This window comes from Streptococcus gordonii (assembly GCF_001553855.1).
In the GTDB taxonomy this organism is placed as follows: domain Bacteria; phylum Bacillota; class Bacilli; order Lactobacillales; family Streptococcaceae; genus Streptococcus; species Streptococcus gordonii.
Window position 1 is genome coordinate 44,195 of the sequence record NZ_LQWV01000038.1, and the last position, 18,710, is coordinate 62,904.

At 41.4% G+C, this 18,710-nt stretch carries 20 protein-coding genes and 3 pseudogenes; 8 read left to right on the forward strand and 15 right to left on the reverse strand.

All coding sequences use genetic code 11. From position 1 onward, the window contains the following. Positions 1 to 30: 30 nt before the first annotated feature. The 3 genes from galT to AWH02_RS08185 are packed head-to-tail and all read right to left on the reverse strand — an operon-like array spanning position 31 to position 3,358. The gene (gene galT / locus AWH02_RS08175; protein WP_060553733.1) at positions 31 to 1,512 is read right to left on the reverse strand and encodes a UDP-glucose--hexose-1-phosphate uridylyltransferase; all 1,482 of its coding nucleotides are present in this window, start codon (positions 1,510 to 1,512) and stop codon (positions 31 to 33) included. Beyond that, a complete protein-coding gene (locus tag AWH02_RS08180; RefSeq protein ID WP_060553734.1) occupies positions 1,509 to 2,168 on the reverse strand; it encodes an HAD family hydrolase in 660 nt (219 codons plus the stop codon). The genes galT and AWH02_RS08180 overlap by 4 nt, the downstream gene beginning before the upstream one ends. Before the next feature lie 11 nt (positions 2,169 to 2,179). Next, on the reverse strand, positions 2,180 to 3,358 hold the full coding sequence (locus AWH02_RS08185; RefSeq protein ID WP_060553735.1) for a galactokinase: 1,179 nt from the start codon (positions 3,356 to 3,358) through the stop codon (positions 2,180 to 2,182). Between the two features lie 163 nt (positions 3,359 to 3,521). On the opposite strand from AWH02_RS08185, the gene galR reads away from it, so the two are divergent. Next, a complete protein-coding gene (gene galR / locus AWH02_RS08190) occupies positions 3,522 to 4,526 on the forward strand; it encodes a DNA-binding transcriptional regulator GalR (protein ID WP_060553736.1) in 1,005 nt (334 codons plus the stop codon). Between the two features lie 33 nt (positions 4,527 to 4,559). Here galR and AWH02_RS08195 read toward each other — a convergent pair whose 3' ends face one another. After that, the gene (locus AWH02_RS08195; RefSeq protein ID WP_060553737.1) at positions 4,560 to 5,450 is read right to left on the reverse strand and encodes a cation diffusion facilitator family transporter; all 891 of its coding nucleotides are present in this window, start codon (positions 5,448 to 5,450) and stop codon (positions 4,560 to 4,562) included. 132 nt (positions 5,451 to 5,582) lie between these two features. On the opposite strand from AWH02_RS08195, the gene AWH02_RS08200 reads away from it, so the two are divergent. Continuing rightward, on the forward strand, positions 5,583 to 6,137 hold the full coding sequence (locus tag AWH02_RS08200; protein WP_060553738.1) for a TetR/AcrR family transcriptional regulator: 555 nt from the start codon (positions 5,583 to 5,585) through the stop codon (positions 6,135 to 6,137). Positions 6,138 to 6,163: 26 nt separating this feature from the next. After that, a complete protein-coding gene (locus AWH02_RS11200) occupies positions 6,164 to 6,496 on the forward strand; it encodes a hypothetical protein (RefSeq protein WP_045634974.1) in 333 nt (110 codons plus the stop codon). A 35-nt stretch (positions 6,497 to 6,531) separates the two neighbouring features. Here AWH02_RS11200 and pnuC read toward each other — a convergent pair. Next, a pseudogene (pnuC, locus tag AWH02_RS08210) lies at positions 6,532 to 7,038 on the reverse strand (nicotinamide riboside transporter PnuC); the annotation flags it as partial. A 39-nt stretch (positions 7,039 to 7,077) separates the two neighbouring features. Between pnuC and AWH02_RS11325 the strand changes: the two are divergent. The 5 genes and pseudogenes from AWH02_RS11325 to AWH02_RS11045 all read left to right on the forward strand — a co-directional run. Then, positions 7,078 to 7,425: pseudogene (locus AWH02_RS11325) on the forward strand (IS6 family transposase); the annotation flags it as partial. Between the two features lie 27 nt (positions 7,426 to 7,452). Then, positions 7,453 to 7,773: pseudogene (locus AWH02_RS11330) on the forward strand (DNA replication protein); the annotation flags it as partial. After that, positions 7,766 to 8,002: a hypothetical protein gene (locus tag AWH02_RS08220; protein WP_060553740.1), complete on the forward strand. Its 237-nt coding sequence runs from the start codon at positions 7,766 to 7,768 to the stop codon at positions 8,000 to 8,002. The pseudogene AWH02_RS11330 and the gene AWH02_RS08220, both read left to right, overlap by 8 nt. A 12-nt stretch (positions 8,003 to 8,014) precedes the next feature. Beyond that, positions 8,015 to 8,242: a hypothetical protein gene (locus AWH02_RS08225; protein WP_060553741.1), complete on the forward strand. Its 228-nt coding sequence runs from the start codon at positions 8,015 to 8,017 to the stop codon at positions 8,240 to 8,242. Further along, positions 8,230 to 8,391 carry a hypothetical protein gene (locus AWH02_RS11045; protein ID WP_001062367.1) on the forward strand — a complete coding sequence of 54 codons (162 nt, stop codon included), beginning with the start codon at positions 8,230 to 8,232 and terminating at the stop codon, positions 8,389 to 8,391. The genes AWH02_RS08225 and AWH02_RS11045 overlap by 13 nt, the downstream gene beginning before the upstream one ends. Positions 8,392 to 8,615: 224 nt before the next feature. Here AWH02_RS11045 and AWH02_RS08230 read toward each other — a convergent pair whose 3' ends face one another. From AWH02_RS08230 to AWH02_RS08275, 10 genes are all read right to left on the reverse strand, one after another. After that, entirely contained in the window at positions 8,616 to 9,416 is an 801-nt protein-coding gene (locus tag AWH02_RS08230) for an energy-coupling factor ABC transporter ATP-binding protein (RefSeq protein WP_000103848.1), read from the reverse strand. Further along, complete coding sequence (locus AWH02_RS08235; protein ID WP_060553742.1) at positions 9,403 to 10,239, reverse strand: ABC transporter ATP-binding protein; 837 nt, start codon at positions 10,237 to 10,239, stop codon at positions 9,403 to 9,405. Before AWH02_RS08235 ends, AWH02_RS08230 begins: the two co-directional genes overlap by 14 nt. Then, a complete protein-coding gene (locus AWH02_RS08240) occupies positions 10,215 to 11,006 on the reverse strand; it encodes an energy-coupling factor transporter transmembrane component T (protein WP_172455862.1) in 792 nt (263 codons plus the stop codon). The genes AWH02_RS08235 and AWH02_RS08240 overlap by 25 nt, the downstream gene beginning before the upstream one ends. Beyond that, the gene (locus tag AWH02_RS08245) at positions 11,006 to 11,608 is read right to left on the reverse strand and encodes a hypothetical protein (protein ID WP_060553744.1); all 603 of its coding nucleotides are present in this window, start codon (positions 11,606 to 11,608) and stop codon (positions 11,006 to 11,008) included. The genes AWH02_RS08240 and AWH02_RS08245 overlap by 1 nt, the downstream gene beginning before the upstream one ends. A 338-nt stretch (positions 11,609 to 11,946) precedes the next feature. Next, entirely contained in the window at positions 11,947 to 13,467 is a 1,521-nt protein-coding gene (locus tag AWH02_RS08250; protein WP_046165740.1) for an ABC transporter permease/substrate-binding protein, read from the reverse strand. Next, positions 13,460 to 14,188, reverse strand: coding sequence for an ATP-binding cassette domain-containing protein (locus tag AWH02_RS08255; protein WP_060553745.1), 729 nt, complete (start codon positions 14,186 to 14,188; stop codon positions 13,460 to 13,462). The genes AWH02_RS08250 and AWH02_RS08255 overlap by 8 nt, the downstream gene beginning before the upstream one ends. 14 nt (positions 14,189 to 14,202) lie before the next feature. Continuing rightward, positions 14,203 to 14,967 carry a nuclear transport factor 2 family protein gene (locus tag AWH02_RS08260; protein WP_060954922.1) on the reverse strand — a complete coding sequence of 255 codons (765 nt, stop codon included), beginning with the start codon at positions 14,965 to 14,967 and terminating at the stop codon, positions 14,203 to 14,205. 3 nt (positions 14,968 to 14,970) lie between these two features. After that, the gene (locus AWH02_RS08265; RefSeq protein ID WP_060553747.1) at positions 14,971 to 15,414 is read right to left on the reverse strand and encodes a MarR family winged helix-turn-helix transcriptional regulator; all 444 of its coding nucleotides are present in this window, start codon (positions 15,412 to 15,414) and stop codon (positions 14,971 to 14,973) included. A 134-nt stretch (positions 15,415 to 15,548) separates the two neighbouring features. Further along, the gene (locus tag AWH02_RS08270) at positions 15,549 to 16,853 is read right to left on the reverse strand and encodes an McrC family protein (protein WP_060553748.1); all 1,305 of its coding nucleotides are present in this window, start codon (positions 16,851 to 16,853) and stop codon (positions 15,549 to 15,551) included. Then, positions 16,816 to 18,489: an McrB family protein gene (locus AWH02_RS08275; protein ID WP_060553749.1), complete on the reverse strand. Its 1,674-nt coding sequence runs from the start codon at positions 18,487 to 18,489 to the stop codon at positions 16,816 to 16,818. The genes AWH02_RS08270 and AWH02_RS08275 overlap by 38 nt, the downstream gene beginning before the upstream one ends. Positions 18,490 to 18,710: the final 221 nt, after the last annotated feature.

The window sequence follows — 18,710 nt, forward strand, 5'->3', positions numbered from 1 at the left end:
TGTATCGTTAGTTCCATTCTAACACATTTCCTAAGGCTGGATGCCGACGGATTGGACGAAGCGCATGAAAGCCTCCTGCCCTTCCTCTGTTCGCTTATAAACTCCAGCATCTTCCAATACACGGCTGAAAATTTGCCCTACTGAAGCCTGAATCACATCTTTCACCGTCTCAGCGGAAACATTCGGATTCTGGTCTTTGAGTTGATTGGCCCACTCCTGATGATAGGCAGCAACCTGACAGTTTTCTCCTATTAGGAAAAGTTCTACCTGTTTGAGTTCTTCCTTGAGACGAGGTGGCAGAATAGCCAGCCCCATCACCTCAATCAGGCCGATATTTTCTTTCTTAATATGCTGCACATCTGCATGAGGATGATAAATGCCGTCTGGATGTTCTGGGGAAGTTTGATTGTCCCGCAAGACCAAGTCTAGCTCAAAAGATCCATCTTTTCTGCGCGCAATCGGTGTGATAGTATGATGCGCTTCACCCTCAGACTCTGCCAACACCTGCACACTTGGGTCAGAATAAGTCCGCCAAGCTTGCAAGATCTTGTCAGCCAACTCAATCAACTGTTCCTTCTTCTCAGATTTCAGCCGAATGACGGACATGGGCCACTTGACAATGCCTGCCTCTACCTCTTCAAAACCGCTAAAAGTAAAGCTGCAATCCAGCTCTGCCATTTCCATAGGGAAGGTATGACGTCCGCCCTGATAGTGGTCGTGGGTCAGGATAGAGCCGCCGACAATCGGCAGGTCGGCGTTAGAACCTGCAAAATAGCCCGGAAAGGTCTCAACAATGTCCAGTAGGCGCTCAAAGGTCAGCCGGCTGATGGCCATAGGAAGGTGCTGGCTGTGCAGAAAGATGCAATGCTCATTAAAATAGGCATAGGGCGAATACTGGAAGCCCCACTCCTGTCCAGCCAAGTCAAATCGAATAATGCGATGATTGGCTCTGGCTGGGTGATCCAAGCGACCCTGGTAACCTTCATTTTCCATGCAGAGCTGGCAGGCTGGATAATTGGTATTCTTTGCCTTTTTAGCTGCTGCAATTTCCTTGGGATCCTTTTCTGGCTTAGAGAGATTGATGGTGATTTCCAAATCTCCATAAGCGGTCGGTGCTTTGAATGCAATGTTTTTAGCAATAGCCTTGACCTTGATATAGTCATTCTTTTGACTAAGCTGGTAAAAATCAGCCACAGCTTGCTCGGGATTGGAGGCATAAGTCGTCCAGAAGTCCCGATTGAGCTGGCTAGGGGCTGGTGTGATGAAGTTCATAAGCTCAGCACCGAGGATTTCGCGCGCAGTCTGACTATCCTCAATCGTCTCTAATCGAACCGCCTCCTCGACCAGCTGGTCCTTGAGGTCAATCAATTCATCCAGATCAGTCTCAACTTCCAAAACACCTTCGCCCACTCGTGCTAAGACACGATTGGTTAGGTAGATTCGATCCATTTCCTCAAATGAACTTCCAGCAATGACTTCCGTGATAAATGCATCTAGAACTCCCTGACTCATTGATTCTCCTTCTTACTTTCTAAATAGTCTCTGACAGCATCTAAATCTTGAAAAACTTGTTCTGTTTTATTTAAGAAAGACTGTGCTGGCATTTTTAAGTCTGGAATACAAACAACTGGTATCCCAGCTCTATACGCTGCTTCAATCCCTGCTTCACTATCCTCTAATACTAAGCAATTCTCTGGTAAAACATTCAAATCACTACAGGCCTTTAAAAATATATCAGGGTAAGGTTTGCTTCGCTTTACATCTTTTGCAAAAACTAGATGGTCAAATAGGGACAGTATACCATTACTATCCAAAATTATTCTAGCTCTAGATTCAACACTTGAAGTTGCTAGAGCGATTGGAATACCTTCTCTTTGCAAAAAAGCAAGCAAATTTTTAGCACCTTTTTTTAAATTTACACCTTTGGCTAATATTCGAGCTTCCAGTTCATAAACTTTTTCCAAGGTTTGGTCAAAGTTCCAAGGTAAATCATAGGTATCTAAAAATCGTTGAACATTCTCCTCTTCCCTATGTCCACTGTATTCTCTAGAATATGTTTCTTCTGTGAAAGGAATTCCAAAATCTTTAAGCAATTCTTGATAAACTTTTAGAGAAATGATCTCAGTATCAGCTAATAAGCCATCTAAATCAAATATTACAGCGTCCATTTACTTCTCTCCTAGTCTAAAACGCGACTGCCACCTGCAACTTCAGCGATATAGAAGCTTGGAGCATATCCAACGACTTCCTCGTAGTGCTTGCCAACAGCTCCTTTAAAAGCCTCAACAGCGTCTTTTTGAACCAAGGCAATGGCACAACCTCCAAAACCTGCTCCTGTCATACGAGCACCGAGAACACCTTCTTGATCCCAAGCTGTATGAACAAGTGTGTCCAATTCCAAACCAGTTACTTCATAGTCATGTTCTAGAGAGACGTGAGAAGCATTCATCAAGCGACCAAATGTTTCCAAATCACCTGCTTGAAGTGCTGCTTGAGCTTTAAGAGTACGTTGGTTTTCAAGCACAGCATGGCGAGCACGTTTCAAACGATTTTCGTCTTTAATCAGATAGCTGTATTGGTCAAAAGCCCACTCGTCCAATTCACCCAAGGTCTGAATATCCAAGGCAGCTTGCAATTCTTCTACTGCTTTTTCACACTCAGCACGGCGTTCATTGTATTTAGAGTCCGCCAGTTCACGGCGTTTGTTGGTGTTCATGATGACAACGACATTGTCTTTCAAATCAAGCGGCACCAAGTCGTATTCTAGAGTGTTGGTATCTAGGTAAATAGCACGTTGGTCTGCACCCATACCGATGGCAAACTGGTCCATGATACCAGAGTTGACTCCAATAAAGTTGTTTTCTGTTTGTTTTCCGATTTTAACCAAATCCAAACGGTCTAGTTTTAAATCAAAGAGATGCTCTGCCACAACACCAGTCAAGAGTTCCAAAGATGCTGATGATGACAAGCCAGCTCCATTTGGGATATTCCCATAAACATAAAAATCAAACCCTTTGTCAATCACGTGTCCAGCTTCTTGCAAGAAATGAAGAACCCCTTTTGGATAGTTGGTCCAGCTGTGCTCTTTTTCAAATTTGAGGTCAGCTAGAGGAACTTCTATAATGCCCTTGTCCTCAAAGTTGGCTGAGTAAAAACGCAAGACTTGGTCGTCACGCTTGCGAGCCGCCCCATAAGTCCCCAAAGAAATAGCCGCCGGAAAAACGTGCCCACCGTTGTAGTCTGTGTGTTCACCAATCAGATTGATACGACCTGGTGAAAAGAAAGTTTGGTCTGCTTCTTGACCAAAAACGGCAAGAAAGTCTTTGCGAAGGGCTTCAGTAGTAAGATCTTGTGTCATATGAATTCTCCTTTGACTGTCGTTAAGTCATCTTAACGTGTAATCGTTTTCTTCTATTGTATCTAAGGGATTTACCAAGGTCAATCCTTTTTACTGAACTTTTACTAAACTATCAGTAAAAAGCAGAAAAATATGATATACTAACCTAAAAGGAGGAGGATTTATGGCTACCTTAAAAGACATCGCACAGCTAGCCTCTGTCTCTATCGCGACCGTATCTCGTGTCCTCAATCGCGACCAGAGTCTATCTGTTACAGAAGAAACCAGACACCGTATTTTAACTGTCGCTGAAGAACTGGGCTATACCAAGCACCTCAAGACAGGCGAATCCCATAAGCCCAAGCAAAAAATTGCCATTATCCAATGGGTCAGCGAACAAGGGGAGTTGGACGACCTCTACTACTACCAGATTCGTCTCGGTATTGAAAAAAGAGCCCAAGAGTTGGACTATGATATCTTGCGCTATTTTAACGACCATCCTTTTACACTGAGCGAGGAAGTAATCGGGATACTCTGTATTGGAAAGTTCAGTCGATCACAGATCTCTGCCTTTGAAGAATACCAAAAACCTTTAGTCTTTATAGACAGTGATACCCTCTCGTTGGGACACACCTGTATTATTACGGACTTTTACACTGCTGTGAAACAAGTTGTAGACCATTTCCTCAGCCAAGGTATGAACCGTATCGGAATTCTCACAGGTCTTGAAGAAACAACCGACCAGGAAGAAATCATCCAGGATAAGCGACTAGAAAATTTCAAAGACATTACCCAAGCAAATGGAATCTACCATGGAGAACTGGTCTTTCAGGGGAGCTTTACTGCCCAATCTGGCTATGACTTGATGAAGGAGGCCATTCACAAGCTAGGAGAACAACTCCCACCAGCCTTTTTCGCTGCCAGCGATAGTTTAGCCATCGGTGCCCTTCGTGCTCTCCAAGAAGCTGGAATCAGCCTACCAGACCGCGTCAGCCTCATTTCTTTTAACGACACTAGCCTGACCAAGCAGGTCTATCCTCCTCTTTCTAGCATTACCGTCTATACCGAAGAAATGGGCCGAGCAGGTATGGATATTCTTAACAAGGAAGTTCTCCACGGTCGCAAAATACCTAGCCTAACCATGCTGGGAACCAGACTGACTTTGAGAGAAAGTACGAGGAATGAATAGGATAACAAAACGACCTCTAGCGAGATCGTTTTTCTAATGATGATGCCCATGCTTCTGCTCTATGGTTCTCACCCTCCGCCTATGTTGCGCATGATTGCTTTGACTGCTGTCCACTTCAATAGTGATATTCTGCACGCCTCTTTCTTCTAAACATTGACGCACCACTTCTTTGGTCTCCATCATCTGTTCCCAGTCCTTGATACAAATGTGAACAATAGCATTATTCTCCAGACCGTCCATGGACCAAATGCTAAGTTGATTGACACTGTTGACATTGGGTAGAGCCTCTAAATCCTTCTCCAAATCACTTGTCTCGACTCCTTCTGGCACAGCATCTAGGAAAATCTTCAGTGCGCTCCAAAAGCGAGGAATGGCTTTCGACAGAATAAAGATAGAAATAACCAGCGATAAAAGCGGATCGAGGATATACCAATCTGTAAATCGGAGGATAATCGCCATTAGGATGACGGCCAACCAACCAAGAGTGTCTTCCAAAAAATGCAAGCTAAGAATTGACTCGTTCTTTGTCTTTCCTTTACGGACTACTAGACTAGCTAGCACATTAATAGCCACTGCAATGATTCCCAGCCATAGGATACCATTTTCATTAACGGGTTGAGGGTGAACGATCTTTGTGACATTTTCCAAGATCACTAGGACAGACCCTATCATAAGAATCACAGCCGTTAGCATGGCCTCTAAAAGACTAAAACGTTTATAACCCAAGGTGTACTGCCTATCTTCTTCACGATTGGAGATCGTTTCTAAAAGGGCTGAGATACCAATGGCCATAGCATCTCCCAAGTCATGAACAGAATCAGCAAGAACTGCACTCGAACCAAAGATTCCTCCTGCGATCAACTCAACAATCGCATAGCTTAAATTTAAGAAAAAAGCTAACCAGATAGATGTTTTAGAACTCATTTCTCTCCCTCCTTTGGTATAATGGGTATATACATACTTCTTTCATTTGTATTATCTAATAAAATTCAAAGAAAGGATAGAAGCAAACTGTCAGCCCTGTTCAGTTCTGAACAGTTTGTCTCAAGTGTCTATATGTCAAAAAGAGATCGTCGAGTCAGTAAGACTAAAAAAGCCATCTATCAAACTTTTTTACAACTTTTGAACGATAAGGGCTATGATGCCACTACTGTCCAGGATATCATTGACCTAGCAGATGTTGGACGTTCTACTTTTTACTGTCACTATGAAAGTAAGGAACTCCTTTTAGATGAGCTCTGTCGCTACCTCTTTCATCATCTCTTTGAAAGGGAAGGACACTTTACTACCGAGGACTACCTCGCACATATCTTTTTACATTTTCAAAAAAACCAGGACCATGTCACCAGTCTTCTTTTTTCCAAAAACGACTACTTCCTCCGCCAACTACACAAGGAACTCGAACACCACGTTTATCCCATGGTAGCGGGTGACTTGCAAGAGGCCTATCCAAACATTCCGGCCTCCTACCTTCAACATTTTGTTGTGACGAACTTTATCGAGACCCTAACTTGGTGGCTAAAAAAAGGAAAATCTTATACCGAAGACCAAGTGGTGAGATTTTACCTTGATGTAATGGAGATGACCTCTACAACTCCACTTGATAACTAATCCTGTAACTCAGAAAGGAACCAACTATGTTAACTTCGATGATTCTAGGAATACTAACAATTGTACTAGCTCTCGCCTTCTCATTGCTTCACCTTGCTGCTGCTTTTTCAGCCATAAAACAAAAAAACTACTGTCTAGGAAATAAATGCATTTTGGTCGGCAGCTGCATCACCTCTCTGGCTCTAGCTATCTTTTACTTCGTTCCGCTTGCAACCATTCTTATATGGATTGTGGGCTCGAGTATCGTCTGCTATGGAGCCTACTGGAACGGCCAACAGAAAGAAAGTCAACATATCTCGCACCACATCGTTCGTATAACGAGCGCTATTATCATTACGGTATTATTCATTTTGCTCTAACACAAAAAAGGATCATCTGATCCTTTTTTACTTTTTTAAGCACTCTTTGCTGCCTTGCTCCACTGATACCACCCAACTAGACTATTGATCAAGTAAATCAGGTATTTTCCTTGAATTTGCAGGCTTTCTCCCCACCAGAGATAGATAGAAAAGACATTGGTAGCTGCCCAGAATATCCATTGTTCACGGTAAACAGCTGTCATGAGGATTTGCCCAACCCTATTGGTCGCATCGGTGATGGAATCGCGATAAGGACGATTGGCTCCGATAGACTGATAAATGAACCCAAATACCAACCACCAAAGAACACTAATGGAAAGATACTCGGTCCAACCCTTGCCGTCCAGTTTACGCGCGACAAACTCCTGCTTTTCTTTCTTGAACTGTGCTTGGTAGATCCACACTAGAAGGCCAATTGGCTGCATGGCCGTAAAGTAGAGTGTCGTCAGCACCTCACCATAGAAGCCTTTTTGAAGGGCAAGCACCAGATAAATGATGGAATTAATCAAACCAAATAGGTAGTTACTAGCACGACCTTCAGCTTCTCAAAGAGCAGAAAAAAGGTTAGTAAGGCTTGAGAGATGAATCATTTTAAAGGCAAACAATTCCAACAAGACGTCATCATTGTCGCTGTTGGTTATTACCTACGTTACAATCTGAGCTATCGTGAAGTTCAGGAATTGCTTTATGACCGTGGAATAAATGTTTGTCACACTACGATTTATCGGTGGGTTCAAGAATACAGTAAAATCCTCTATCATCTCTGGAAAAAGAAAAATAAACAGTCCTTCTATTCGTGGAAAATGGATGAAACCTATATCAAAATTAAGGGGCGTTGGCATTATCTCTATCGAGCGATTGATGCGGACGGTTTAACATTGGATATCTGGTTACGAAAGAAACGTCGAGCAGACGATAACATCTATAAGTTAGAAGATACCGCCTATCAAGAAGATAAAGCACGCAAAGCAGAAACCGAAGATAAGCTAGCTATTGAAGCAATGAAAAGCAAGTACACCATGCTATTGCTAGAAAATATGTTGCTAAGTCCGTTTGAAATGCATGATACAAAAATCATGGCAGGATTGCAAGTCCATGTTTACCCCCTCTATGACGAACTGAAAGAATTAAGAGGGCTAAATAGTGTTAAAGACCACTTGTCTTATGTTGCCAGCAGACGTGAAGAATATTCTAAGCATAATATCGCACGCTACCTCAAAAAAGCCATTGAACAATATCTACCAACGGTTAAAAGGCAAGACTTAAACCATGAGTGAAGACTTAAAAACGATCAAAGAGCTGGCGGATGAGTTGAGTGTTACAAAACAAAATATTCAATATCACTACCAAAGGTTACCAAAAGAATTACAGCTTAAAAGTTCCAATGGGTCTAATCTAATAAATTCTAAAGCAGAAAAAATAATTTTAGGTAAATTAGAAAGTAGTAGCAAATCAAATACCAAAGACCAACAAATAGAAAAACTAACTAATTTGTTAGACCAGTAACAACAATTAGCCTTGCAAGATAAAAAGTTGCTAGAAGAATACAAGGCGGAAAATGATAACTTAAAAGCCCTCAAAATGCCCTCACAGGAAACAGAATTCAAACACTTAGACAATCAATATAAAGATGAAGTGAACGCTCTTAAAGAGAAGTTGGAAAATTTACAAGAAAAAATCAAAGATCAAAAAAGGATAGAAGAACAAGAAAAACCAATAAAATGGTGGGGACTATGGCGAAAATAGATGATTCAGTTAAAAAGAAAGTTCCAGAATTGCGATTTAAAGGATTCACGGATGAATGGGAACAGCGTAAGTTGGGAGACGAAGTTCGAATAGTGATGGGACAGTCTCCTAATTCAGAAAATTATACTGATGATCCTAATGGGCGCTAAAAATGCGAAGACCTATGAAGACCTATTTTGTATTAGTCAAACAAAAAATCCAAAAGAAATGGTATATGATTATGACCATGAAACAAAGTAAAATCAAACCGAGTGATCTGAGGAAGCACCCGATGATCATGAAACGTTATTAAACACAAAAGTCACCCATGTGAGTTCTTGCCAGAAGCTGAAGTTAATCCTTCAACCTGGAAAACCCGCAGAGGTGACTTTTTCTATACATCTCGATTTTTCTGGCAATAATCATTAACCGATAAATATGTCTGTGAATCACCCAGCGACTCCGCTATGTCCATAATCCGCGGTGGTAGTAATCCCACTCGCTGGACAAGTTCGTGATTGCTGAACAATTCCCGTGGACTGCCGGCGAAGCCAAACTTCCCGTGTTCCATAACATACACCGACTCAAACTCGGCGGCGACCCAATCCATGTCATGGGTGATGGTCACAACTTGGTGGCCCGAATCAGCCAACTGATGGAAAATTGCGGTCAACTTGCGCCGGCTTTCCCAATCAAGCGACATCATCGGCTCATCAAATAAATAAATCGCCGGATCCACTGCCAAAACTGTGGCAACGCTCAACAGCTTGCGTTCCGACAATGACAGGTCATATGGACTTTCAGCTGTTTTATCATCCAAGCCAACTCTTTTTAGAGCCGCTAAAGCCCGCCTCGTAATCGTGTCGTGGTCATCCATGACCTGCGCGACATTCCACTCCACCTCTCGTTGAACGGTCGGGTTGAAAAGCTGATCGTCAGGATTCTGAAAAGTAATCCCAACCTTCAGTAACTTTTCGACTGGTTTAAGATCATTAAAATTTTCTCCATCGATCTTAATCACACCGGTTTGTGGTGTCAGCAAACCCGTCAACAATTTGAAGAGCGTTGATTTGCCGGCACCATTTTGGCCGACAATCGCCACCATCGGATCGGCGAAGTGTTTGTCTTCAACATCCAAGCTAAAGGACCGTTCCGGATAAGTGAACGTCAGGTGGCTCAGTTCAATTGTGGACATAACGAACCTCCTTCAGATCAGCGTAATTCACCGGATACCGGCCATCAGCCAAGTGCCAATCCATTTTTTGAGCAAGTTGCTGGATTGTCGGGGCTGGAATCTGCCAGTCAGCTACCAAATGATTAAACACCTCACCCGGCCTGCCCTGGGCTACCACTTGACCCTCGTGCAGCACCCACACAACGTCGGCGACTTCGCACAAATCGTCAATTTCACTGGTGACAATGAAGACAGTCGTCTCTTTGACTTGGGCCAGCCATTGGAAAAATTGCCGGCGGCCAAGGGGATCCATCTCACTGGTCGGATCATCCATAATCAAAATAGCCGGATTAGCCACAATCGCCGTGGCAATTGCCAACCGCTGGATCTGACCACCGGAAAGGCTCTCGGGACGCAAATTCAGCTGTTCAATCAGCCCCATTTGCGTGGCAACTTCTTCAACCCGTTTTTGAATCAGTCCTTCAGCCATTCCCTGATTAATCAAGTCAAAGGCGATTTCATCGGCAACCGTGTCTGCCAACCCGCTTAGTTGGCCAGCTGGATTTTGCAGTACAACTCCATTCATGGCATTATAAACGGGCCAATTGTCAGACACTCGCTGGCCAAACATGTGCCAATCGCCCTCAATCTCAGCAGACACAATTTTGGGAATGACCCCTGCCAGCACACGGCACAAAGTCGATTTGCCGGAGTGGCTATTCCCGATAATCCCAACCACCTGGCCGGTATGAACCTCCGCGTTAATCTGACGCAGTTGTGGTTGCTCAGTACCCGGATAACGGGTGGTCAAATTTTCAATTACAATCCGTTTATCTTCGTCCATATCTTCCACCCAATCAATAAAATTGCCAATCCAGTCAGACCAATGTGCAGCGTCCGCGACAGGCGATACACGCGCTGGGAGGTTCTGACAGTCCGGTTGAGATTATCAAAACCTCTCAGTTGGAGAGAAATCGACCGCGTCATCGATTGATCCAAGGTCTTAATCACCAATGGAATTAGAACCGGCAGGACTGACTTTAATTTCTGAATCAACGTTTTTTGCGGATTGGTTCCGCGAACTTTTTGTGCCTGCTGGATTTTCCGCATATTGCGCATCATTTCCGGCAAAATATAACACACCGACATCAGAACGTAGACGGTTTTATAAGACAATCCGGACAGTTCCAAATAGGCCGCGTTTTCTGAAATACTCGTGGTCACCATAAAAAAGCCACTGGTCAAAATAATCACCAATACTCGACAACCCAGAGTGGTGGCGTAAATCAGGCCTTCTTTGTAGAACGACACCCCAAGCACAGAAAACAGCACAGTTTGATTCCGACTGTAAAATAACCCTTGGATGATCAGCATGGTGCAAATCAGAAACAGGCTGAATCCCAGCGCCTTAAAGGTGGTAGAACTCAATTTGGAAAATAACAATAGCAGTGTTGCGACAAGAATTAATCCGGCCTGAAGCAATAAATTCATACTGGCAAAGCTCAACAACGTCATGTCCAAGATGAACAAGAGCTTAGTAATCGGATCGATCACCTGGTACCACTTGAGCTTGACCCGTGGCGCTCCAGAAATCATTGTTTTATCAGTCATCATTTATCATCGCTAAAGAAGTGCACCATCCGCTTCGGCAGCTGACGATAGATGAAGAATGCCAGGTAGGCCACGCAGACTTTATCCAAAATATCCAAGACAAACTCATCGGTAAATGAGGCCAGCCACACTGGTGCATGATTGGCGACCATTACCGCAAACAATGAGTCACCCCAAGCGATACCGGTCTGACCACCCCAAAAGATGACGTTGAGTGGCGTTGAAATGACAGCTGAAACGATGGCAATAATAATAGCAGAAACAAATACTCGTCGCGCTGACGAGAACCACCCATTGGCGTGCAAAACTCCGACAGCAATCCCAATTCCGATGCTGGTAATCGCATACACGGTTGAAATTGGCGATAAGGTCAGCCCATAGATCACGTTGTTGATGAAACCACTAATGGCACCGGCAACCGGCCCAGCCAACATGCTGGTAAGAAAGGTTCCCAAAGACCCCAGCCAAACGGGCAACTTTAACCCCTCCGCCAAGGCTTTGGCAACATAGTTAATCCCCACGGCAGCGGGAATCAAAGTCATGGTGGCAGCACTTAACCTAAATTTCCACATACTGGTACGATGAATCGGTTCTATTTTCATAATCTTCTCCTTTTGTTTTTAAAGAGCCGTGTCTGGATAGACTTTCGGACGCAACGCTCTATTATATATCTACTGAACTGTCTATACACAAGATTTCCATCCTTAGTCGACATGAGCTGGAAATCCTTATTTGTTAAGTAGTTCACAACACATTATACACCTAATTTCTGAATAGTCAAGTGTATTTACAGTAAAAATTTAGAAAATCCTGAAAATTTCCGCTTATTTTCCATTTAAAAATGAAAATCATTAATTCTGACACCAAAAAAGCCCAGACAAGATTGTCTGAGCATTTTTCTATATGGTCGTCTAAATAAGTTGAGTTTGACATTCTCAATCTATTTCTTCAACAAACCTTGTTCTTGTAAAAACTCCTTGGCTACTTGTTCTGCTGACTTACCTTCAACACCGACTTGGTAGTTGAGCTGGCTCATCTGGCTTTCAGTAATTTTACCTGCTAGTTTATTGAGAACTGTCTCCAACTCAGGATGTTTCTTGAGAAGAGCTTCTTTCATGAGTGGCGCTCCTTGATAAGGTGGGAAGAGTTGCTTGTCATCTTCCAAGACCTGCAAATCATAACGCGCCAACTCTGCATCTGTCGAATAGGCATCTGTGATTTGAATATCGCCTGACTGAATTGCCTGATAGCGAAGAGCTGGCTCCATGGTCGCTACGTTGAGATTGAGACCATACATTGATTGCAAGCCCTTATTGCCATCTTCACGGTCATTAAACTCGAGAGTAAAGCCTGCCTTCAGCTTCCCTTCCACTTTTTTCAAGTCCGAAATGGTCTTCAAGCCATATTCTTGAGCAATTTTTTTCGGAACAGCTACAGCGTAGGTATTTTGATAAGACATAGGTTTGAGATAGGCAAGATGATCTTGTTTGCCAATGCCATCACGCGCCACTTGATAAACCTGATCTGGCTCATGACCTACTTTAGGAGATGGTTGAAGCAGACTTTCAGTCACCGTACCGGTAAATTCAGGATAGATATCAATGTCCCCTTTTTTCAGAGCTTCATAGAGGAAGCTTGTTTTCCCAAAATTCGGTTTAACAGTCGCAGTCATACTGGTATTTTCTTCAATCAGCAACTTATACATATTGGCCAAAATTTCGGGTTCTGGTCCCAATTTTCCAGCAATCACCAAGTTTTCTTTCTCTTTTTGAGCTAAGAGTGCTGGACTATAAGACAGACCGAGCAATATGGTCACCAAGGCAAAACCAGAGAAAATCGTCCGCAATTTTGCTTTTTCCATCACTTTTAGTAGGAAGTTAAAGGCAATAGCAAGCACTGCAGAAGAAAGTGCCCCAATCAAAATCAGACTGGTATTATTGCGGTCAATTCCCAAAAGGATAAAGGAACCCAGTCCCCCTGCCCCAATCAAGGCAGCCAAGGTTGCCGTGCCGATAATCAAAACCGCTGCCGTCCGAATCCCAGACATTATGACAGGCATGGCAAGTGGAATTTCAAACTTCTTGAGACGCTCCCACCTGGTCATCCCAAAGGCAATCCCAGCCTCTTGTAGACTTGGATCAATTCCCTTTAGCCCAGTGATGGTATTTTGCAAAATCGGGAAAATCGCATAAATCACTAGAGCCGTCAAAGCAGGCAAGGTTCCAATTCCCATCAAGGGGATAAAGAGTCCCAACAAGGCTAGAGACGGAATGGTCTGGAAAATCCCTGCAATCTGCAAGACCCAGTCCGCCAACTTCTCATGATAGCGAAGATAAACAGCCAAGGGAATAGCAATAAAAATAGCTAGTAATAAGGTCAAAAGTGACAACTTCAAATGTTGAGATAGAGCAGTTACCCAATCACCAAAACGATCCTGAAAAGTTGATATCAAATTAGTCATGAACACTACCTCCAAACAAGTCTGCTACAAAGTCCGTTGCAGGCGCCTTTAAAATCGTCTCAGGATTCGCCACCTGACGAATCTCTCCATCCTGCAAAACAGCAATACGGTCCGCCAATTTCAAAGCTTCATCCGTATCATGGGTCACAAAAATCGTTGTCATTCCAAATTCTTTATGCAATTCTTTCGTCAGAACCTGTAGCTGTTTTCTCGAAATAGCATCCAAGGCCGAAAAGGGCTCATCCATGAGGAGAATTTTAGGCTGACCAATCATGGCACGGACAATGCCGACCCGTTGCTGTTCTCCACCAGATAATTCACTAGGTAAGCGATGCCCATACTCAGCTACCGGTAAACCAACCTTAGCTAAAAGCTCTTCTGTTTTCTGAGCAATTTCTTCCTTAGTCCAGCCCTTCATCTCGGGAATGAGAGCAATATTTTCTGCAACAGTTAGATTGGGAAACAGAGCAATGGCCTGTAAAACATAACCAGTAGAAAGACGAAGTTCACGCTCATCATAGTCTTTGATGCGCTTGCCATCCATATAAATATTTCCATCAGTGGGTTCCAAAAGACGGTTAATGATCTTAATCATGGTCGTCTTACCTGACCCAGAAGGTCCAACTAAAACCATGAACTCCCCATTCTCAATCCGTAAATTGACATCTCTCAAAACATCTTTTTCTGTATAGCGTAGCGCTACATTTTTATATTCAATCATTCTTTGTCCTCAATTTAAAACTTCCCTCGATTAGTCAAGTCTTCTACCTTAGGCATAACTTCCTTACTATCCCAATGCTCCACAACCAAGCCATTCTCCAAACGGAAGATATCGTACTGGGCATAGGCAACTTCATCAATCTGAGCCTGACCATAGCTAACCACGTAGTTTCCTTGTCCTAAAAGCTGGAAAACAAAGTCGAAAGTAACCCCGTGCTCAGCCACATAGTTTTTATAAGCATCACTTCCTTGTCCAATCTCATGATTATGCTGAATCAAATCGTCTGCCACAAAATCTTCCCACAGATCAAGTTCCTTGTTTTGGAAGATTTCTGTCAAGAAACGGCGAACTAACTTTTTATTTTCTGCTGTCTTGTCCAAATCCTTGATCTCAAAATCTCCAAAAATCTGGTCTAATTGGTCATTTTCAGGTGTTCGATAGTAGTCAATCACATCCCAATGCTCCACGATACGACCATTCTCATCCGCACGGAAAGTATCTGTCGTCACCCATTGAGCTTCCCCACCATTGAGATACTGATGAACATGGACGAAGACTAGATTGCCGTCTTCAATAGTGCGAACAATTTTCATCTCACGCTCGGGATGGCGCTCAAAGAAATTTGCAAAGAAAGCCACAAACCCTTCTTTCCCATCTGGCACACCTGTCGAGTGTTGGATATAAGTATCCCCTACAGACTGAGCTTGAGCCTCAGCAACTCGTCCGTCTTGAATAGCATGAATATATAGATTTTGGGCATTTTCAACTTGTTTTGACATGATTTATTCCTCATTTGCTTTCTCTTTCAGATTGTCCAAAATGCGTTCCTGATAACTTTCAAACTGGCGAATTTCTTCCTCTGAGAAGCCTTTATAAAAAATAGCATCCAATTTTTGACTGATACGATGGCCCACTTCTTTCTGAGACCAACCCCGCTCTGTCAACTTTACATATTTTTTTCGCTTGTCTAAACCACACTGACTAAAGGTCACCAAACCCTGTTCTTCCAACTTTTTCAGCATAGTCGTCAGCGTATTATTGGCAAGTCCTGTCGCCAGCGCAATATCTGTCGCCGTCGCGCAGCCCGTTTCACTATTCCATAAAACTGTGAGAATTTTGCCCTGCTCACTTCGATAAAGGGCTTCAGGATCCTGATTCAGTAACTTTTGAAAAATCCGCCCATTCAATAAATGAATATGATAGGCTACTAAATGACTGTCTTTCATACTCCCTCCAATTTATTTCTATATCGAATCGATCTTCATTGATTGTAACATCTAGAATTACATCTGTCAAGAATTTTGTTCGATTTGGAAATAGTTTTAGACTGGGGTAAAGAAAAAAGCAGGTTGAACCTGCTTTAAAATCTAAAATTTATTGTTTCCGATTGATGTATCTGTTGAACAAAATGGTCATAACTTTCAGCTTCTTGAGGAATAAGAATGGACCACTTTTTCAAGAGCGCTCCGTAACCTGATAATTTACCTATGTCGTTATCAACAACCTTCTCCACGCTTGGGAAAATAAGACCGGCTGTTTTAGCTTTTAAAATGTATGCATAGGAAATCAGTTGATATAAATCCTCACGATTGATTCCTTTTTCAGTAAATTCTAGCTTTTTATATTTGGCATCTAGTACGATTTTTAAATCTTTATGATAAAAGTCTGGATAAACCTTTCGAACATGACTGCTAAATACAGAAATGCCACCCGTCTTTTCTTTATTTCGTGGATGAATAAAACCTTCTGGCAACAATGTCTGGACATACTCTTCCCAAAGCCAAGCTACATCAAAAAGAACACCGTGTATTTTTTGCTCTTGAAGTCCTAAACCGTGCTTTTCTCTACTTAGAATCAACAGACATAGTTCCTGTAATTTTCTATATTCTCGAAAATAGGCATGACGGACAGGTTTAGTTTGATTTAGTCTGATAATCTTAACACGATCAGCTAGTTTATAAGACGGAGTCACGCGGATAATTTCTGTTACATTTTCACGATTAGCATCAAACACTCCACTTCCAATTGTTTTCTGATTTTTAATATACTCAATGGTGTGTCGAATCAGCTGCATCAATGGATTATCATAAGCAAACTCTCTAGTAGTGTAGGAAATATTTCCCATAAAAGGAACATTTTTCTTAAGATGATTTCCTACATCAATCGCTCCCTTTACATGGCTATCATTATGGAAAAATCGCTGGTATTCTTTATAAAGCCCTTTTCTCAAAGCCGCTTGCAGATATTTTGGAAAGAGGTAAACCAGTAGTTGATATAGTTTATCTTCGCTAGATAAACCAACATCCAAGTTAGTGAGATTGATATTGAGGACCTTCTGCAAGAGATAATGTAAAAAATAGTCGTTATTAGCATTTGAAAAACGAGAGGAAATCGTTAATCTTTCCTGACCGTAACCCAGAAAACCAATCACATTTCCTGTCTTAATGTTCTGATTGACAGTTTCAAAAATTTTATGTCCCTTGTCCAAGTCCGAAGTATTTTTCAAGTCATTTGGAAAAATGAAAATACCATCCTCTTTAGAAAGACTTTCTAAAGTTCTATCTAAAAGTACCTGACTAATTTTGGGGTAAATTTCAACAAAATCCTCTTTTTTTATAAGTTGCTGGTTATCTGTTATCCGTATCGTCATTTCCATCGCTTTCATTGTCACTAGTTATTGACTGATCGGTTTGCTCATTGCTTGTTTTATCAAATGCCTTTTTCAAAGTTTCCAAAGTTTCAACTTCTTCATAAGAACCTCGCAAGTAGTCTTCTAGAAGCGGCTTAATATAATCAGACCATAGCAACTCATAGTCAAAGTCTACTTCCTGCAACTTAAGGAAATAACTTGGTCCAACATGGTAATGACTACTGAGCTCTTCTACTTTTTCTATGGAAGCATTCAAGTTTCTTAGACGAATTTTCGCTTCTTCAGCTCCATCTCCAAGAGGTTCATCAAGCATTCCCAGCTGACTTTCAGCCGTAATTTCTACAAAACGGAAACGACGGCGCATGGCAAAATCAAAAGTATCCACTGAACGGTCAATATCATTCATCGTTCCGATGATGTAGACATTTTCAGGGATATAAAATTTCTCATCAGTTTCATGTAAATTAGAATACTGGGTAGAAACACTCCCCATTTCACCACGATAGCCTGGGTCAATAGAGAAAAAAAGTTCACCAAAAATCTTAGAAATCTCCCCACGATTGATTTCATCGATGATGAATACGAATTTCTTGTCTGTGTCAATTTCTATTGGAGAAATATAGTCTTTTAGACCAAATTTTTTTCTTAACGTTTCAAGAACTTTTTTTCCCTGACCACGATAATAAGTCTGTTTTAAATAATTTTCATCTTTATAGAGTTCATAGACATAGGACTTAGTCAAAACTGTCCCTTGACTTTTGCTCTCATAATTGACATTAAAATTATTCCGGCTATTAACAGTAAGATAAGAAAAATCTGTCAAACGCTCTTTTTCATCTCTATTATTTACATATTCAAGATAATCATTCCAGGCTTCATCAAAATTATCTTGTCCTCCTGTTTTTTGAGCTTCGTTAGCTTTGTGACAAAATTTCTTAAAAATACCATCTTGTAACTCAAAACTTATCTGGCTATTATCATTAGAAACAGGTCGTAACCCCTCAACAAAATCCGTATAGTCATAAGAGGGATGGAATTGTACAAAATCGATTTGTTCCTCATTTCCTCCAGTCAACTCCCTTGCAATTTGTCTAGCAAGATAGGTTTTTCCCGTACCAGGAGCACCACGGAGGATGAGATTTTTGGATTTTTCTAGTTTTTCTATATAATTATCTATATTTTTATTCATAACTTTTTTCTCTGTATCGTTTCCATATGTATCATTTAAAATAGATTTATATAAATTGATACGTTCCGTATTTCTATCCCAGTTGATAGTTTGTCTAGCTCCTTTTTTACCCTGATATTCCCATGCACCGTCAACTTTCAACCAATTAACACCAATACAATGTTTAAACTCTTTTTTTGATTCGTCAAAGTAATATGTTTTCACACACTGACCAATTCCTAAAATCTTTTTAAATCCTGAAGTAGCCACTATATAGTCATTTATTTTTATGTCGTGGGCAAATTGCCAAATGAATTTATTCCTGTGAATTCCTTGCTTCAAGTCTTGCAAGTTCTTATAACTTAAAATATTTTTTAAATTAGCATTAAAATCTATACAAGCTATCTTTTCTTTTTTAAATAAAGACCATTTGCTACCTCCACCACCAGCAACTATCATCCAATAATTTACTTTATCTGCCATAAAAAACCTCTAACTTTTTAACCTAACCTTTAAAATCTTATATTCATTTTCTAATCCTTTGCGTTGTTGCGAAAACAATATAGATTACGCTCTACATTATGATATAAGAATTAAAAAAATTAATTTTAAAAGGATAATGTAGCTTTTCTTTATCATAGCATGATTATAGGAAAAATAAAAGAAATTATAAAATAAAAAGCCCAGTGTAAAGAGGAAATCCC

Excerpts from the sequence above, each read along its gene's own strand:
- AWH02_RS08230 (WP_000103848.1), bottom strand. The coding sequence starts at position 9,416 with ATGTCCACAATTGAACTGAGCCACCTGACGTTCACTTATCCGGAACGG.
- AWH02_RS08245 (WP_060553744.1), bottom strand. The coding sequence starts at position 11,608 with ATGAAAATAGAACCGATTCATCGTACCAGTATGTGGAAATTTAGGTTA.
- AWH02_RS08270 (WP_060553748.1), bottom strand. The coding sequence starts at position 16,853 with ATGAAAGCGATGGAAATGACGATACGGATAACAGATAACCAGCAACTT.
- AWH02_RS08260 (WP_060954922.1), bottom strand. The coding sequence starts at position 14,967 with ATGTCAAAACAAGTTGAAAATGCCCAAAATCTATATATTCATGCTATT.
- galR (WP_060553736.1), top strand. The coding sequence starts at position 3,522 with ATGGCTACCTTAAAAGACATCGCACAGCTAGCCTCTGTCTCTATCGCG.
- galT (WP_060553733.1), bottom strand. The coding sequence starts at position 1,512 with ATGAGTCAGGGAGTTCTAGATGCATTTATCACGGAAGTCATTGCTGGA.
- AWH02_RS08250 (WP_046165740.1), bottom strand. The coding sequence starts at position 13,467 with ATGACTAATTTGATATCAACTTTTCAGGATCGTTTTGGTGATTGGGTA.
- AWH02_RS08200 (WP_060553738.1), top strand. The coding sequence starts at position 5,583 with ATGTCAAAAAGAGATCGTCGAGTCAGTAAGACTAAAAAAGCCATCTAT.
- AWH02_RS11200 (WP_045634974.1), top strand. The coding sequence starts at position 6,164 with ATGTTAACTTCGATGATTCTAGGAATACTAACAATTGTACTAGCTCTC.
- AWH02_RS08235 (WP_060553742.1), bottom strand. The coding sequence starts at position 10,239 with ATGGACGAAGATAAACGGATTGTAATTGAAAATTTGACCACCCGTTAT.
- AWH02_RS08220 (WP_060553740.1), top strand. The coding sequence starts at position 7,766 with ATGAGTGAAGACTTAAAAACGATCAAAGAGCTGGCGGATGAGTTGAGT.
- AWH02_RS08255 (WP_060553745.1), bottom strand. The coding sequence starts at position 14,188 with ATGATTGAATATAAAAATGTAGCGCTACGCTATACAGAAAAAGATGTT.
- AWH02_RS08275 (WP_060553749.1), bottom strand. The coding sequence starts at position 18,489 with ATGGCAGATAAAGTAAATTATTGGATGATAGTTGCTGGTGGTGGAGGT.
- AWH02_RS08240 (WP_172455862.1), bottom strand. The coding sequence starts at position 11,006 with ATGACTGATAAAACAATGATTTCTGGAGCGCCACGGGTCAAGCTCAAG.
- AWH02_RS08265 (WP_060553747.1), bottom strand. The coding sequence starts at position 15,414 with ATGAAAGACAGTCATTTAGTAGCCTATCATATTCATTTATTGAATGGG.
- AWH02_RS08185 (WP_060553735.1), bottom strand. The coding sequence starts at position 3,358 with ATGACACAAGATCTTACTACTGAAGCCCTTCGCAAAGACTTTCTTGCC.
- AWH02_RS08180 (WP_060553734.1), bottom strand. The coding sequence starts at position 2,168 with ATGGACGCTGTAATATTTGATTTAGATGGCTTATTAGCTGATACTGAG.
- AWH02_RS08195 (WP_060553737.1), bottom strand. The coding sequence starts at position 5,450 with ATGAGTTCTAAAACATCTATCTGGTTAGCTTTTTTCTTAAATTTAAGC.
- AWH02_RS11045 (WP_001062367.1), top strand. The coding sequence starts at position 8,230 with ATGGCGAAAATAGATGATTCAGTTAAAAAGAAAGTTCCAGAATTGCGA.